Annotated in this window: 15 protein-coding genes; 4 read left to right on the forward strand and 11 right to left on the reverse strand. The window is 39.0% G+C overall.

The genetic code is table 11. The annotated features are described in order from the left end of the window. Nucleotides 1-267 precede the first annotated feature (267 nt). Nucleotides 268-822 carry an NADPH-dependent FMN reductase gene (locus tag ACH0AK_RS03245; protein ID WP_226075556.1) on the forward strand — a complete coding sequence of 185 codons (555 nt, stop codon included), beginning with the start codon at nt 268-270 and terminating at the stop codon, nt 820-822. 65 nt (nt 823-887) lie between these two features. Here ACH0AK_RS03245 and ACH0AK_RS03250 read toward each other — a convergent pair whose 3' ends face one another. The 5 genes from ACH0AK_RS03250 to ACH0AK_RS03270 all read right to left on the reverse strand — a co-directional run bounded on the left by ACH0AK_RS03250 (nt 888) and on the right by ACH0AK_RS03270 (nt 4,336). Next, the gene (locus ACH0AK_RS03250; protein ID WP_010735004.1) at nt 888-1,421 is read right to left on the reverse strand and encodes a dihydrofolate reductase family protein; all 534 of its coding nucleotides are present in this window, start codon (nt 1,419-1,421) and stop codon (nt 888-890) included. Between the two features lie 14 nt (nt 1,422-1,435). Beyond that, complete coding sequence (locus ACH0AK_RS03255) at nt 1,436-1,999, reverse strand: DNA-3-methyladenine glycosylase I (protein WP_062804951.1); 564 nt, start codon at nt 1,997-1,999, stop codon at nt 1,436-1,438. Nucleotides 2,000-2,095: 96 nt separating this feature from the next. Further along, complete coding sequence (gene ffh, locus ACH0AK_RS03260) at nt 2,096-3,514, reverse strand: signal recognition particle protein (RefSeq protein ID WP_226075559.1); 1,419 nt, start codon at nt 3,512-3,514, stop codon at nt 2,096-2,098. Between the two features lie 20 nt (nt 3,515-3,534). Further along, nucleotides 3,535-3,873 (reverse strand): putative DNA-binding protein, encoded by a 339-nt coding sequence (locus ACH0AK_RS03265; protein ID WP_010735001.1) that lies wholly within the window; start codon nt 3,871-3,873, stop codon nt 3,535-3,537. Further along, complete coding sequence (locus tag ACH0AK_RS03270) at nt 3,863-4,336, reverse strand: 2-thiouracil desulfurase family protein (protein WP_499796730.1); 474 nt, start codon at nt 4,334-4,336, stop codon at nt 3,863-3,865. Before ACH0AK_RS03270 ends, ACH0AK_RS03265 begins: the two co-directional genes overlap by 11 nt. A 127-nt stretch (nt 4,337-4,463) precedes the next feature. Between ACH0AK_RS03270 and ACH0AK_RS03275 the strand changes: the two genes are divergently transcribed. Further along, nucleotides 4,464-5,168, forward strand: coding sequence for a response regulator transcription factor (locus ACH0AK_RS03275; protein ID WP_010734999.1), 705 nt, complete (start codon nt 4,464-4,466; stop codon nt 5,166-5,168). Continuing rightward, nucleotides 5,165-6,907, forward strand: coding sequence for a sensor histidine kinase (locus ACH0AK_RS03280; RefSeq protein WP_023519976.1), 1,743 nt, complete (start codon nt 5,165-5,167; stop codon nt 6,905-6,907). The genes ACH0AK_RS03275 and ACH0AK_RS03280 overlap by 4 nt, the downstream gene beginning before the upstream one ends. A gap of 100 nt (nt 6,908-7,007) precedes the next feature. Here ACH0AK_RS03280 and ACH0AK_RS03285 read toward each other — a convergent pair whose 3' ends face one another. The 3 genes from ACH0AK_RS03285 to ACH0AK_RS03295 all read right to left on the reverse strand — a co-directional run bounded on the left by ACH0AK_RS03285 (nt 7,008) and on the right by ACH0AK_RS03295 (nt 11,182). Continuing rightward, the gene (locus tag ACH0AK_RS03285; RefSeq protein ID WP_023519977.1) at nt 7,008-9,461 is read right to left on the reverse strand and encodes a cation-translocating P-type ATPase; all 2,454 of its coding nucleotides are present in this window, start codon (nt 9,459-9,461) and stop codon (nt 7,008-7,010) included. Between the two features lie 224 nt (nt 9,462-9,685). Continuing rightward, complete coding sequence (locus ACH0AK_RS03290) at nt 9,686-10,570, reverse strand: phosphate ABC transporter substrate-binding protein PstS family protein (RefSeq protein ID WP_010734996.1); 885 nt, start codon at nt 10,568-10,570, stop codon at nt 9,686-9,688. Nucleotides 10,571-10,711: 141 nt separating this feature from the next. Continuing rightward, complete coding sequence (locus ACH0AK_RS03295) at nt 10,712-11,182, reverse strand: hypothetical protein (RefSeq protein ID WP_010734995.1); 471 nt, start codon at nt 11,180-11,182, stop codon at nt 10,712-10,714. Nucleotides 11,183-11,365: 183 nt separating this feature from the next. Here ACH0AK_RS03295 and ACH0AK_RS03300 point away from each other — a divergent pair, with 183 nt between their 5' ends. Continuing rightward, entirely contained in the window at nt 11,366-11,746 is a 381-nt protein-coding gene (locus tag ACH0AK_RS03300; RefSeq protein ID WP_023519978.1) for a hypothetical protein, read from the forward strand. Nucleotides 11,747-11,891: 145 nt separating this feature from the next. Here ACH0AK_RS03300 and ACH0AK_RS03305 read toward each other — a convergent pair whose 3' ends face one another. The 3 genes from ACH0AK_RS03305 to copB all read right to left on the reverse strand — a co-directional run bounded on the left by ACH0AK_RS03305 (nt 11,892) and on the right by copB (nt 16,291). Continuing rightward, nucleotides 11,892-12,473, reverse strand: a complete 582-nt coding sequence (locus tag ACH0AK_RS03305) for a hypothetical protein (protein ID WP_010734993.1) — start codon at nt 12,471-12,473, stop codon at nt 11,892-11,894. 42 nt (nt 12,474-12,515) lie between these two features. Further along, nucleotides 12,516-13,838 carry a hypothetical protein gene (locus tag ACH0AK_RS03310; RefSeq protein WP_023519980.1) on the reverse strand — a complete coding sequence of 441 codons (1,323 nt, stop codon included), beginning with the start codon at nt 13,836-13,838 and terminating at the stop codon, nt 12,516-12,518. A gap of 389 nt (nt 13,839-14,227) precedes the next feature. Then, nucleotides 14,228-16,291: a copper/silver-translocating P-type ATPase CopB gene (gene copB, locus ACH0AK_RS03315; protein ID WP_371740695.1), complete on the reverse strand. Its 2,064-nt coding sequence runs from the start codon at nt 16,289-16,291 to the stop codon at nt 14,228-14,230. Nucleotides 16,292-16,376: the final 85 nt, after the last annotated feature.

Here is a 16,376-nt window from a genome sequence, read left to right on the forward strand (position 1 = left end):
TTTTTTTTACCCTGTAAAGCTTTTTTTCTTTACAGTCTGATTTTTTTCTATTTTTATTCTTTCTCTAAGTAGTTTGTTCCTTTTCTACGGATTTTTTCTTACTTTTTTGAATCATCAAGGTTGAACATAGGAAGCTTGTAAATCCCCTATCCATAAGCATTTCCTATGTTTTCGATCACACATTAAAATAACCCAAGTGTTTTTATTTGCTCAGTTTACTTATTTTTTGTAAGATAAATATAGAAAGATTGAAGGAGGAATTGTTTTATGACAAAAAAAATTGGTTTTTTCATCGGAAGTTTAAGAAAAGATTCATACAATAAGAAAGTTGCAGAAACTTTTGCGGACTTATTACCGGAAGGATACGAGAGCGTATTTGTAAAAATCGATGACCTTCCTTTTTATAACGAAGATATCGAAACACCTGAGCAAACACCTGCAGAATGGACACGTTTCCGTGAAGAAGTCAAAGATCTAGACGGCGTGATCTTTGTAACTCCTGAGTACAACCGCTCAGCGCCAGCTGTATTGAAAAATGCCTTGGATGTTGGTTCTCGTCCTTATGGTCAAAGTGTTTGGGATAAAAAACCTGGTTTAGTGGTCACTGCTTCTCCTGGTGGAGTCGGTGGTTTTGGCGCAAATCATCACTTACGTCAATCATTAGTCTTTTTAAATGTCCCAACATTACAACAACCAGAAGCGTATATCGGAAATATCACTAACTTACTTGATGAAGAGGGCAACATTATCCAAGGAACCGTTGATTTCTTCCAAACGATTTTAGATGCGTATCTAGATTTCGCGGGAAAATTGAACGCTTGATGTCTTGCTAATTTTACAAAAAACCACGAAACAGCATGTTGTTTCGTGGTTTTTTGTGTGACCTACTATTCTTTGTGCTCTTCTTTACGATAGTGTAGCTCGATGAACTCGCCAAAGCGTTTCGTGTCCACCAATTGATACCGCTGTACATAATCCCCTTCTTGAAAAAGACGAATCCCATTCCCAAGTAAAACCGGCGCAATTTGAATGTACCATTCATCGATCAGTTGCTGTTCAATGATTGGTTTGAGCAAACTGCCCCCACCAACTACCCAGATCCTTTGTTCACTTGATTCCTTCAACCCCTTGAGAAAGCTTACGGGATCTTCGTGAACGACCCTAGCATCCTCCAGCTTCAATTCTTTGTCTGTTGAAAAGACATAATTGGTTTTTTCTGGATAGATCTTGGCTGTATCTAAATATTTTTTGGCTTCTTGATATGTTTTTCTGCCCATGATCGTTGTATCGATGGTTTGATAAAACGCATCATAGGTTGTTTTTTCCCCAGTAGGCGTATCGAAGAGCCATTGTAAGTCATCATTAGTTGTTGCTAGATAGCCATCCATACTGATTGCTCCGTAAAAAATGATCTTAGACATATTATCCTTCTCCTTTAGCGTTTGACTTCTTGGTGGCGAAAACAAGTGATCAGGTGATCGTTGATGATCCCTACCGCTTCTAAAAAGGCATAAATAGTCGTACTTCCAATAAATCTGAAGCCGCGTTTTTTCAAGTCCTTTGAGATACGATCAGAGAGTTCACTAGTAGTTGGCACTTCACTTTGGTCTTGGTAGTTTCCGGTTACTACTTTGCCATCCACAAAAGACCAGAGATAATCCGAAAAACTGAGTCCAGTGGCTTGCATTGCCAGAACAGCTTGTGCGTTCGTTATTGCCGCTTCGATTTTTCGACGATTGCGAATGATCCCCTTGTTGTTCATCAATTCTTCGATTTTTTCTTCATCATACTTGGCAATTTTTTCGAGTTCAAACTGGTCATAAGCTTCATCAAAAGCTTGGCTCTTGTTCAAGATCGTTTGCCAGCTGAGACCTGCTTGATTGATATCAAGCATTAATTTACGGTACAGTCGTTGATCTTCATATTCAGGTACCCCCCAAATCGTATCATGGTACTCACGCATCATTTCAGTTGATTCACTCCATGGACAGCGTTTCATCAACTCACTCCTTTTAGGATTTTCAAACAATGTATGAAAAAACTCCGAAGACAAAATTAAATACGTCTTCGAAGCTTTTTTGCACTTGATTACTGTTTATTTCTTTTTCTTCTTTTTCTTTTTGTTTTTCTTCATCATGCGATTCATCGCCATTTTTCCTAGCTTACCTTTGACACCTGTACCGAACATTTGGTCCATGCCAGGAATATTCATGTCCCCTTTAGACATTTGTTGCATCATCTTACGGGATTCTTTGAATTGTTTGATCATACGATTGACTTCCACTACGCTGTTCCCTGAACCAGTAGCAATTCTGCGTCGACGGCTTGGATTCAATAGGTCTGGGTTTTCACGTTCTGCAGGTGTCATTGAATAAACCATTGCTTTTTTACGCTCAACATCTTTCGGATCAACTTTGATATTTTCGATTCCTGGCATTTGATTCATTCCTGGGATCATTTTTAATAAGTCTTCGATTGGGCCCATACCCATGACTTGATCCAATTGTTCAATGAAATCATTGAAGTCAAATGAGTTTTCACGCATTTTTTGCGCAAGCTCTTCTGCTTTTTTCTCATCATAGTCTTGTTGCGCTTTTTCGATCAGCGTCAACATATCCCCCATACCAAGGATACGACTTGCCATGCGATCTGGATGGAAGACTTCTAAGTCAGTCAGCTTTTCACCAGAACCGATGAACTTGATCGGTGCGCCTGTCACTGAACGGATTGATAGCGCCGCTCCCCCACGTGTGTCTCCATCTAATTTTGTGATGACGACCCCGGTGATCCCTAATTGTTGATTGAAGCTATCCGCAACGTTGACGGCATCTTGACCAGTCATCGCATCGACAACGAGTAAGATTTCGTTAGGTTGTGTTAAGTCTTTGATTTGTTTTAATTCATCCATCAATGTTTCATCAATGTGTAAACGACCGGCTGTATCGATCAATACGTAATCATTTTTCTTTTCTTTTGCGAGTTCCATCCCTTGACGAACGATTTCTACAGGACTCACATCTGTTCCCATATCAAAAACCGGAACATCCAATTGCTGTCCTAAAACTTTTAACTGGTCGATGGCAGCAGGACGGTACACGTCACCTGCAATCAATAAGGGACGAGCATTTTCATTTTTCTTTAAATAATTCGCTAATTTACCAGTAAACGTTGTTTTACCTGCCCCTTGCAACCCAGCCATCATGATGACAGTCGGGATTTTAGGAGATTTAGTCAATTCAACTGTTTCAGAACCCAAAGTGATCGTTAACTCTTCATCCACGATCTTTACGATTTGTTGTGCTGGAGAAAGACTATCAAGTACTTCTGCTCCAACTGCACGTTCGCGCACACGTTTCGTAAAATCTTTGACTACTTGTAAGTTGACATCGGCTTCTAATAGCGCAAGACGGATCTCGCGCATCATTTCCTTGACGTCAGCTTCAGAGACTTTTCCTTTTTTTCGTAACTTTGACATCGCCTGTTGTAGGCGTTCAGTTAAGCTTTCAAATGCCATATTTTATTCATTCCTTTTTGTTATTCTTCGATTTCTTGAATTTTTTTGATGTATCCTTGTAGCGTTTGATCTTCAGGATACTGTTCATTGATATAGTTCGTCAATTCTGTCAACAACTGTTCACGAACGACATAGTCAGAAAAAAGGTGGAGTTTTTTTTCGTAATTCTCCAAGATCTTGCTCGTTCGTTTGATATTATCATAAACTGCTTGGCGACTGACTTCATATTCTTCAGCGATTTCTCCAAGTGAGAAATCATCTGCATAATATAATTCCATATAATTCATTTGTTTCTCAGTCAACAGTGTCGAATAAAATTCAAAAAGAGCATTCATCCGATTGGTTTTCTCAATTTCCATTCAACTCACCTCGTTGATCCATCCACTCTTCTTCTGAGCAGACACTGATTTTTTGTTGGAGAAAATAGGCGGTAGCTACGCCAATGCCTTCTTTCAGACTACCAGTGAAACTACCATCATAGATAGTTGATGAGCCGCAGGAAGGACTATTTGCTTTTAAGATCAACGTTGAGATCTGCTTTTCCTTTAGCACTTGATAAGCATTGATCGCACCTTTTTTATAGACTTCTGTGACATCTTTTCCAGAGATCGTCATGACCTTAGCCTGATGATCCCAGACATCAAACCCATCACCACCAACGATTTCTGCTGGTTCTCTTGGAATGGGCAAACCTCCTGCTACTTCTGGACAGATCACGATTGCTTGACCTTCTGTCACGAGTTTTTTTAAGGCAGGGATTGTTTGTTCCCAGCCATCATAGCGACATGACACGCCACCTAAACAAGCACTGATACCGATCATCGGACATTTTCTCCTTTAGCTGAGCAAATTGCTTTTATATTATACCATTTATTTAGCTGGTTAAATAGTCCTTGCCCCCGATTCTGTGCTAAAATAAAGGAGATGAAATTTATCAAAAGGAGAATTTATGAAAAAAGTACTAGTTGTTGATGACGAACCCTCAATTGTAACATTACTGACATTCAATCTTGAAAAAGAAGGATATAAAGTAACCAGTGCTGCAGATGGTCAAGAAGGTCTTGATCTTGCATTGGAACATTCATATGATTTCATTATTTTAGACGTGATGCTTCCTTCGATCGACGGAATCGCGATCACACAAAAACTACGTCAAGAAAAAAATGACACACCTATATTGATCCTAACAGCTAAAGATGATCAAGTCGATCGAATCATTGGACTGGAGATCGGTGCGGATGATTATTTGACGAAACCCTTCAGCCCTCGGGAAGTCCTTGCACGGATGAAAGCCATCTTTCGTCGGATCGAACCCCGTAAAACTCAATCTGATGAGGCAGAACCAGAATACTTATCCATTGGACAAATCAAAGCCGACTTGACGAATTATCAAGTGACGATCGAGGACCAACCGATCGAACTTACGCCGAAAGAATTTGAGTTGCTTGTTTATTTCATGAAACGCAAAGATCGAGTGATCGATCGAGATACACTGTTGGATCGTATCTGGAATTTTGATTTTTCTGGACAAAGTCGTATTGTTGATGTCCACGTCAGTCATTTACGTGAAAAAATCGAGCGTGATCCGAAACATCCTAAATATTTACTGACTGTTCGGGGCTTTGGTTATAAATTCCAGGAACCAAAACGATGAAAAAACAATGGAAAAAATTCTCCGAGCGCTTATTTTTCCTCGTCTTGTTGCTTGGCTTATTTTTTGGCGGATGGCAGATCATCTCCCATTATTTCCAACAACAGATCATTGAACAGCAAGAAAGTTATTTGACTAAAAAAGCGCAGTTATTGGCTCGTCAACTAGATGTTGAGAATCCTGCTTCCGCTAGTAATAAAGCAGTTCTGGATGAATTTGTCCATCAATCCAATGAACGAGTGACGTTGATCGATCAAACTGGCACGATCATTTATGACACGGAAGAATCTTCTCTGCATGAACAAAGAAAAACACGTCCGGAAATCAAAGCGATCTTAGAAGGCAGTACGCTTGGCACTTCACTTCGTAAGAGTACGACATTGAACGAAGAATTACTTTATGTCGCCTTGCCTATCAAAGTCAATGGGAAATTAGTAGCGATCATTCGCATCGCTGAACCTACAAGTGGCTTTCTTCCTCGCACGGAAAGTTTTCGCCGTTGGGTATTTGGTTTCTTCTTAGTTTTCTTTCTTTTATTGACATTTATGATCTACTATCTGATTTACCAACGGAACCAACCACTCAAAACAGTGATTCCTGTTTTGAAAAAGATGGTCAAGAACCCGGAACAAACGGAAATCATTATGCAGACTTCTGATCAATGGGAAGAATTATACCAGACGATCAATGGCTTGAGTGAACAGATGACCAAAATGTATCGCGCCTATACGACGACGGAAGAGCAATTATACAGCTTGTTGAATGAATTGATGATCGGTGTCTTTCTGATTGACTCCAATGCGACACTGCGTCTGCTTAATCCAAAAATGCAAGTCCATCTAGGTGTGAAAGATTATCAAGAAAATCAACATTACACAGAAGTGATCCGCGAACCAAAATTGATCCAATTGATCCATCAAGTTTCTCCGACTGAACCGATCGTTCATCAAGAAGTCACGATTGCTGACGGTACGCAAACACTGGATATCAGCTTGCGTTATTTCAATAGTTCAGAGGATACTGGCCAAATTTTAGGTGTTGCTTATGATCTGACAAAAGTCAGACATTTAGAAAAAATGCAAAAAGATTTTGTCGGCAATGTCTCACATGAATTAAAAACACCTGTCACTTCTTTGATCGGGTTTACTGAGACTTTACTGGACGGTGCAAAAGAAGACCCCGACACACTGACTGAATTTCTATTGATCATGCAAAAAGATGCGATTCGTTTAGATAAGCTGATCCGAGAAATTATTCAGTTATCAAAAGACGAAGAGAGTTTACATGAAACCCAAACGATCTATATGGAGCCTTATTTCCAACAAGTGATCCAAAGCTATCAACCAATGATCCGGAAAAAACAGTTGACGATCAAATTGATTGGAGAAAATACTGCCTTTACGACACATCCTGATTTGCTTTACCCGATCATCAAAAACTTATTTGAAAATGCGATCCAATATTCAAAAGAAGAAAGTGAGATCATCATTCGCTACGAAAGCCACGATCAGCTGATTTTCTCTGTACAAGATTTTGGTATTGGTATCGATCGCGAAGATCAAGAACGCATCTTTGAACGTTTTTATCGTGTAGATAAAGCGCGTAGTCGCCATTCAGGTGGTACAGGATTAGGATTGTCGATCGTGAAAGAATACGTGAATTTACTTCATGGTACGGTGGAGATCGAGAGTCACCCTGGTATCGGCTCTACCTTTATTGTGAAGATCCCTAAAATCAATTAATCGTGAACCTGATAGGTATAAATGAAATAAGCGTCAACCTCCAAGAACATTTCTGTTTTAGGAGGTTGACGCTATCTCTTTGTACCCAACAATTCTTCGCTCATTTCTTGAAAAATGGAAATACTTTTCTCCAACGTTTTTTCGTACGTGTCGTATCGATCTTATCTAAATGCAAATATTTTTCCACGAAAAAGGTCAACTGACGAAAGATGGATTCTGCTGCGAAAAAGAGCATGACCACCATTAAGATAGACACTGGCGAAATGGCTGAGATTGAAAATAGTTTATGCAAGAAGACAACAGAAAAGACGATTCCACTTGCACAAAATAGTATGATCCGTGTTCGAAATTGATTCAATGGTTGACAGATTTTATAAAGGACTAAAAAGCCAACAACGATCAGCAACATGGTAGAGGCTGTCGACGTATCGGTTTTGTTCAGATTTAAAATTGAACCACCCACGACTAAAGCGCCTACCACCATCATATCGGTCAGACCACCCGGAATGGCTTTTTCCAAGACGTTCTCAATGAATCGGCCTTTGATTCGGTTTTCATTTTCTTCCAATGCTAATAAAAAGGAAGGTAACCCGATCGTAAATAAACTGATCAATGTGATTTGTGAAGGTTCTAATGGATAAGTGAATGCAAAAAGAACAGAAAAAACAGACAATAAGAATGAAAAAATATTTTTTACTAAGAAAAGACTGGCAGAACGTTCGATATTGTTTACGACACGCCGTCCTTCGCCAACAATCTCTGGCATTTTAGAAAAATCTGATTCCAACAAGACCACTTGTGCAGCTTGCATCGTCGCTTCATTCCCTGATGCCATCGCAATGCTACAATCGGCTTCTTTCATCGCCAAGATATCATTTACCCCATCCCCAGTCATCGCCACTGTATGCTTCTCTTTTAGTAAACGAACAAATTCCTTTTTTTGTTCTGGTTTGACACGGCCAAAGACGGTATATTTTTCCATGGCTTCTGGAAATTCTTCTTCCCTTAACGAGGAGACATCCACATATTGCTCCGCGTTTGAAATACCCGCTTGTGTGGCAACATGAGAAACTGTCGCTGGGTTATCACCAGAAATCACTTTGATAGCAACATCTTGCTTCTTAAAGTAATTAAACGTCGCTTTCGCTTCTTGACGGATCGGATTAGCAATCAATAAATAACCTAACGGGATAACGGCTTCTTCCAAGTCTTCTTGTGACAGTATCCCTTGGTATTCACCGAAAACTAATACCCGATAGCCTTGATCCGTATACGCGCTAAATTCAGAAGCATAACTCGTGAACGCTTCACGTAAGACCATCTCTGGTGCTCCAAGGACATACGTTTTATCTGTAAATGTCACGCTGCTATATTTTCTCACAGAAGAAAAGGGTAAACTTGCTGTTGCCTCTCTGTCAGAATGCTTCGTGAAGTAATTTTTGATTGCTTGCATCGTTTCATTGTCAGCTTCGATTGCCTGTGCGTAGTCACCAAGTAATTCATCCAACTGATCTGCTGTTTGTTTTGCTAAAGGATTTTCAGGAATCAGCACACGTTGAACGTCCATTGAATTTTCAGTGATTGTTCCTGTTTTATCGACACATAATACATCCACTCGTGCTAACGTCTCGATACTTTTCATGTCATGAAGCAACACTTGTTGTTTCGCTAAGCGTGTCGCACTCATTGCTAGAGCAATCGTCGTGAGTAGGTACAGTCCTTCAGGAATCATACCGATCAACGCAGCTTCCATCGAAACAATACTTTCCCTCAACGTATTGCCATTGTAAAAATAGCTTTGAGAAAATAAGGTCAATCCAATGGGGATAATGATGATCCCTACCCATTTGATGATCCTATCTAACGAAGCAATCATCTCTGATTGTTCTCCAGTACCCATTTCTTTTGCCTGCATCGTTAATTTGGCAATATAAGATTCATTGCCGACTCGTGTCAACTGAACCTTCGCTTTACCCGCGACGATGAAGCTTCCCGACATTAGTTCGTCGCCGATTTCCTTATTTATCTCATCCGCTTCACCAGTCAATAGCGCTTCATTCACTTGTAGATTGCCGTCTATGATCTTTCCATCTGCGGGGATCTGGTCTCCTGTTTTTAGAATGACGAGATCATCTAGCACTAACTCTTCGATAGTTATCTTCTGTTCTTGACCATTCCGTAATACTTTGACCGTTGCGGCGTGTAACATGCTCAACTGATCTAAAATTTTCTTGGAATGGATCTCTTGATAGATTGCGATGCCCGTATTTGCCAATATGACAGGTAAAAAAGTCAAATTTTTATAGGAATTGACGACACATAATAGAATCGCTAAGACTAAAAAAATCAGATTGAAATAAGTAAAGACATTCTCCATCACGATTTGCTTGTTCGTTTTAAATGTAGGACTCGTTGCTTGATTGACAGCGCCAACACGTATTCTTTCTTGTACCTGTGTGTCTGTCAGCCCTTCATTTTTGTTAGGATCAATGCGTTCTAATTGTGCCAACATTTGCTGCATCTGTTTTTTTCGTTGTTTTTCTTTTTTATTCATAGCTAATCCCTCAACTTTTTTTCTACTCTTTAACCATACGTCATTTTGTCCAATAAATCCTCAGATATAACTGATATTCTTCTTTCAAAACTGTCATATGAAAAAAAACGAAACCGTAGAGTGGGCAATAAACAAAAAAAGCTTAGATCCTCAACGAGGAACTAAGCTTAATGATCAATGGTAGTCGTTTTGAATAAACATGTGATTGAAAGATGTATTCAATCTTATGATAAGTTACCTTCTGCGTCACGTTCAACTTTCATCATGCTGATCGGTAGGTAGCCTAAATCTTGTACTGGTCCTTCTTGAACGGCATCTGTCATCATGAAGTCTAAGAACTTCTTCACTTCTGGTTCAGGTTCGCCATTTGTATACATATGCTCATAAGACCAAATTTCCCAGCTGTTGTCTGAGACATTTTCAGGAGTTGGTTCTACACCGTTGATTTTCAACGCTTGAGTAGAATCATCTAAATAAGAGAAAGCTAAATAGCTGATCGCACCTGGTGTTTGTGAAACGATTTGACGAACTGTTCCTGATGAATCTTGTTCTTGAGATTGTATTGGTACAGCGCCATCTAATGCCCAGTATTCAAAGGTTGCACGAGTGCCGCTTCCGTTTGCACGGTTGATGACGTTGATTTCTTGATCTGCTCCGCCTAGTTCACTCCAGTTAGTGATCTTACCAGTGAAGATGTCGATCAATTGTTCTTTTGTAATATCTTCAACACCTGTATCTTTATTTACGATTGGTGCCATTCCAACAACTGCTACACGATGGTCTACCAATTTACTTGCATCGATTCCATCTCTTTGTTCTGCAAATACATCAGAGTTTCCGATTGTTACAGCACCTGACGCTACTTGACTAAGACCTGTTCCACTTCCGCCACCTTGAACAGAAATCTGATAGTTGGGGTTATCTTGGGTAAACATTTCTTGTGCAGCATCAACTAAAGGTTGCAAAGCGGTTGAACCGACCGCTACGATTTTTACTTGATCATCTGAACTAGCCGAGTTGCTGGCTGATCCATCCGTACTTCCTGAACCAGAACCACATCCAGCTAAGATAAAACCTAATACTCCTAAAGAAAATAAAACTTTTTTCATTTATATGCCCCTTTCTTAGTTACAAATTGATTGTATCAGGGTACTGTAAATCCTAGATATTGAATATGTAAAGTTATTGTTAAGTTGTGTAAATATATCGTAAAACAAAAAAACGTCCGAAAATGGACGTCCTACAAAAAACTATATCTTTTCTATAAGTAAAGATTGTTCACGGATCTCTGTATAATAGAATAGGCCGACTGCTAACGCAAAGGAAGCAATCGCTACATAAAAACAAGGTTTGATGGTCAAAAAATACATCGCAGAATAGCTTGTATCTTTTAGTCCACTTTCACTTAATCCATTCGGACCGATGATGATTCTCGGTAATATCGAGAAATAAGATGTAAAGACCAGCATAGAAGAAAACTGGATCAAATGCCAATTATACTTTTTTATAAATGTTTTTGAAACGATCAAATTCACACTGATCAAAAAATAAAAAAGGGTCAATGTCGGAAAATTTTTGGAAATAATAAAGCCACTTCCATTGATGATGCCAAGAATCTCAGCACCTTGTACCACTGCATTCACCCATGTAAAAGGCAAAAGAAAAATTGGGAAAAACCAAAGAAACAAATACAATTGTTCTAGTTTTATTCTCTTTTTCATACAAAACCTCCCAAAAGACACTCCATCTATCATAATATATTCTATTTCTCTAAAAAAACTGAGGGGAAAGACTAGTTTTTTAAGAATAAAGCAATGAGAGTTTATTCATTTTATTCAGAATATTTCTAAAAAGAATTGATTATTCATTGTTTGATTTTACAATTAAAACCAAGGAGAACTGATTTGGAGGAATGGACCTTTGCAATTATTCTACATAAAAAAACAATCTACTTATTGATGTGTGTGCCTTATTTTTATCTTGCTCTACTTTTTGATTATTATTATCATTCAGTCATCCTATTTATACTATTGATATTTTGGGCTTTTTTCCTTGGTTTTACGTTGAGACGAGCCAATCGTTTAGGAACATTGGTTCTTGGCAATCTTTGTTCTACGATCACCTCTTATTTATGTTTTGCTAAATGTACTGAATGGCATTTTTTATATCATCCTTTTCCCCCTGAACAGATCATCTTACTGCTCGCTGGTATTTACTTATTTCCACAGTTATTAGGGATCATTTGGGGTAGTATATTTGCCTATTCGCGTAAGCAAGTAAAATAAGCTTTCACTTTTTTAGATAGCAAAATAAAAGTAAAACCCCCAGAGACGGCTAGTGGTCGTTAGAGGGCTTTACTTTTATTTTTATATTCTTTTTGGCCTAGGTTCGATGTTTAGCGAAGCAATCAAGGCAACACTTCGTAGTTTTTTATATTTCATGTAAATAGATTTTTTTGATGATCAGCTTATCGAATAGTTGAGATTGACTATCTTGTTCACCGATGATCTCTGCGATCACGATTTTACCATTTGGTTTTTTCCTTAATTGGTAATTGATTTTACCCGTTTCTGTTAATTCATTGAGCATATCAACAACCCCGCCAAAACCAGTTTTCTTCGTAATGAATCCCAATGCCACCATTCGTTCATCAAGATTTTTAGCAGAGATAGATACACCTGTAACTAAATATTGTTTTAAGGCGCTAACCAATTCATCTAACGATTCAGAAGTGGATACGATGGCCGTGCGATTTTTTGTGAATGGTTCGTTTGTCCCAGTTCCATTTGTTTTTGCCTCTTCTGTTTCTGTCGCAACGAGTTGGCGAAGCGTGGCTAATTCTTGCAACAACGTCTCATATTGCTCTTGGGTCAACATCACACCAGCAACTTTTTCACGATTAAAAATATATACGCCTGTTTCAGCTTTTCTAGCTTGGTCAAACACATCCATCGGCGATCTTTTCACTTCTGTAATTGAAGATGTAGGTACTTCTAGTTTCTTTAATTCCAATGGATTTTCCTCCTTTGTTTTTCCAGTCCATTATAGCATATTCTAGCGTTCGATGATTCGTTTACTCGTAAAAGTTATCTTTGTGTTGATCCAATAATCGATGTCTGATAATAGTTTTTCGATTCCAAGTGAGTCTTGATAAAAATAAGTTTTCTGATCATTAGTGAGACTAGCAGAAAAAAAATGGTCTGTGATGACAAGCTGAGCATAACTAGGTGGCTTACTCCTGGTACATACGTGGATCGATGTGCGTTTGCGATGACGTAACGTTTTATCTAAAATTGCTGCAAGTCGTCTAGCTTCTTCATGGTCATAGCGAAAAAAGAATACGATTTTAACTTCCGGTGCATACATCTCCAGATAGCCTCGTTCATTTAATAATTTCAGCAACATCCTTGCCCAATCGGTGGTTGGCTGAAACAAAGCTTGTTGCAAAGCGATACGAAACTGGTTTGATTTTTCAATAAAATTAGGGATCGTGTCTGCTAATGCTTGGTAGGCAACAGCTTCTTCATGGATAAAGCGATCATGAAGACCAATTGAATATTTTAACCACTCTTGGAATAGTACTCTTGTTATTTTCTTTTTGTTGGAACTTTCAAAATCATTCGTCAACCAAAATAATGAATCTAATTTTTCAGTAACGATCGATAATTTTTGATAGACGGAGGTTTTTTCGATCCTTTCCCACCGCTTGTCTGTGATCAAATGGCTATTCAGTCGCAGGATAGCCCGATAATTCTTTTCTTTTGTCGGAAGCTTTTGTTCAGAGCGAAAGAGTAGTTCTGGAAAAATCTCATAGAAGAACAATTGATGATTTGTAAAAATCTCAATATCTGTATGTTTGGGACGTTGGTCTAGAAGTTGGATGAATAGTTCTGAAAATGTTTGATCATGGTCTTCCTTAAAAAAAGTTGGGAACTCTTTGAGAAAACAAAAAAGTAAATATCTGATTTTTCGTTCAGAACCATAGATTTGTCGCTTTTTGTAGGAAAAAGAAAGATGATAATCCCCTAGCCATTTTTTCAATCGTTCTTGTGCGGAACGATCGTATTCGAAGGAGTATTCCCTTTGTAAAATCAGATCCCGTAATAAACAGAACGAATCCGATCGGATCAAAAATTCAAACAAAAGAAATGGCTCATTGTATGCTTGATGATAAACCAGTTGGACTTCTTTTTTGTCATACGCTAGTTCTAACGGATAATCCTCTGATTTCAATCGCTTCAAATAACGATCGATCGTTTTGACATCGACATCCATCCTTTTTGCTAAGTCGCTTTTCTTCCATGTCAGATCTTTCATTTGGTTGATCAGTAAAAAGATATTCTGTGCATTTTTTGTTAGTAATGTTTGCCAATTCATTGCTTAACCTCACTCTATCAATAGTTTTTCCAGAGTGGTTCATCAATACTCTGAAAATGTCTCTTATATAAAGTACGCAAAGAAATATTTTTTATTTTTATTATTTTACTAATTTACAAAATTAACCAGAAATTAATCCAAAGTCTCTCGTTTGTGTAAATCATACCAACGACAAAAAAGAAGTGAGCCCTTCGTTCTCTCCCACCACCTAAAACCGGATAAACAACAGGAACAGAAGTAACTTCTTCGGAAATAAGACGCCAGCCACAAAAATTTGAAAAACAATTTTCGTGGCTGGCGCCTTATTTCTTGAGACTGAACACTTCTGTCCCGACCGCATTGACATAGTCATATTCACTCTTTATTCAATAATTATTTACTAAAAATGATCATTCTTTGATCTTCAACGTCAACGCATTCAGTGCTACAACTACGGTACTCAATGACATCAAGACAGCTCCAATCGCTGGGCTTAACAAAATCCCGATCGGTGCAAGAATCCCTGCTGCTAAAGGAATGGCAAGAATGTTGTAACCAGCTCCCCACCATAGGTTTTGGATCATTTTCTTTCTCGTTTGTTTGGCTAGATCTAAGAAATGCAAGATATCTTTTGGATCACTGTTGATCAAAACCACATCCGCTGAGTCGATCGCAATATCGGTTCCTGCCCCAATCGCCATCCCGATCGTCGCACGTGCTAAACTTGGGGCGTCGTTGATTCCGTCACCGACCATGATGACTTTTTTCCCTTGTTCCTGATAACGTTTGACGATATCTTCCTTGTCATTTGGTAAAAGTCCGCCATAATACTCTTCAATACCTAAGTATTGTGCGACCACTTCTGCTGCATGTGGATTGTCACCAGTCAACATAACCGGAGTGATATTTCTTTCTTTGAGACTTTGAATAAAGGTTTTTGCTTCTGCTTTGATGATGTCGCCTAAAGCCACTAATCCCACTAAACGATCATCGATCAATAGAAAACTGACAGTATTCCCTTGTTCTTCGTAAGGAGTTAATCGCTCCTTTGCAATTTCAAGTCCTAAACGTTTGATTTCTTTTTCGTTGACTACTTTTACATTCTTATCTGCTACTGTGCCAGTTAAGCCAACCCCTGAAAGATTTTTTTGATTCTCTGCTTGATAAGGAGAAATATTTTGTTCCTTCAAATAACGCATGATCCCAATGGCTAAAGGATGATTGGCGTTCGCTTCTAAGGCACCTAGATATTTCAATAGTTCTTCTTGAGGATAATCATCGTCTAAGCTTTCGATACCAGTGACGGTGAACTTTCCTTCCGTCAACGTACCTGTTTTATCCAGCATGATGACATCTAACTCATTGGCTTGTTCTAAGGCGCGACGACTTTTGAGCAACAACCCATTTTTAGCAGCAATCGATGTCGAACGTGCAACAACTAAAGGAATCGCCAAACCTAACGCATGAGGACAGGCAATAATGAAGACGGTGACCATTCGTTCTAAAGCAGTTGGTAAATCGGTTAAAAAGAGCCACACAACAAATGCCAATAGACCGGCGATCAATGCGACATAAAACAACCATTTGGCTACTTTGTCAGACAAAGATTCTAGTTTTGACTTTTCACCTTGTGCTTGACGGACCATATCCATGACTTTTGCTAAATAGCTATTTTCACCAGTTCCAGTCACTTCGATCTCAATAGTACCGTCTCCATTGATCGAACCACCGATCACTGGATCAGATGTTTGCTTTTTGACCCCTTTGGATTCGCCAGTTACGGCAGATTCGTCCACGATCGTTTCACCTTTCAGGATCTTCCCATCCGTTGGCATTTTATCTCCTGCTCGAACGACTAAATGATCGCCCTCTTTGACCTCTTTTAAAGAAATTGTCTCTTCTGTCCCATCTGTTCGTAATCGTTTGACCGTTTCCGGTAATAATTCTGCTAATTTCTGTAACGCATTACTTGCATTAGAAACGGCACTCATTTCGATCCAGTGCCCTAATAGCATGATGACGATCAACGTCGCCAATTCCCAGAAGAAGTCCATCACATGAGTATGGGGATTGATGAGATTTGCGATAAAAGAATAGACACTATAAACATAGGCGACACTGATCCCCATAGCAATCAAGGTCATCATTGCTGGACTTTTTTGTTTCAATTCCATTTTAGCGCCACTTAAAAAGGGTTGTCCGCCATAGATGAACAAGATGGTCGCCAGGATCAAGACGAGCCAATCAGAGCCAGGGAAAGTCACTTGAAAGGGGAATTCCATGCCCATCATGGGAGAAAACAAGATGATCGGAATCGCTAGCAACAAGGACAACCAAAATTTTTGTTTAAAATTCCCCATGTGCATCGAATGATCCATCCCGCCGCTCATATGGTCATGATGATCCATTGAACTGTGGTCCATTGAGTGATGCTCATGTGCCATGCTCTCGTGGTTCATTTTTGTATGGTCCATACTCGTATGATCCATTTTATGGTGTGTCATGTTCGTTTGTTGCTTCATTTCATCATGATGATGCTCGTGCATCGTTTGTTTTTTT

The sequence above is a fragment of the Enterococcus pernyi genome (assembly GCF_045371165.1).
Lineage (GTDB): Bacteria > Bacillota > Bacilli > Lactobacillales > Enterococcaceae > Enterococcus_B > Enterococcus_B pernyi.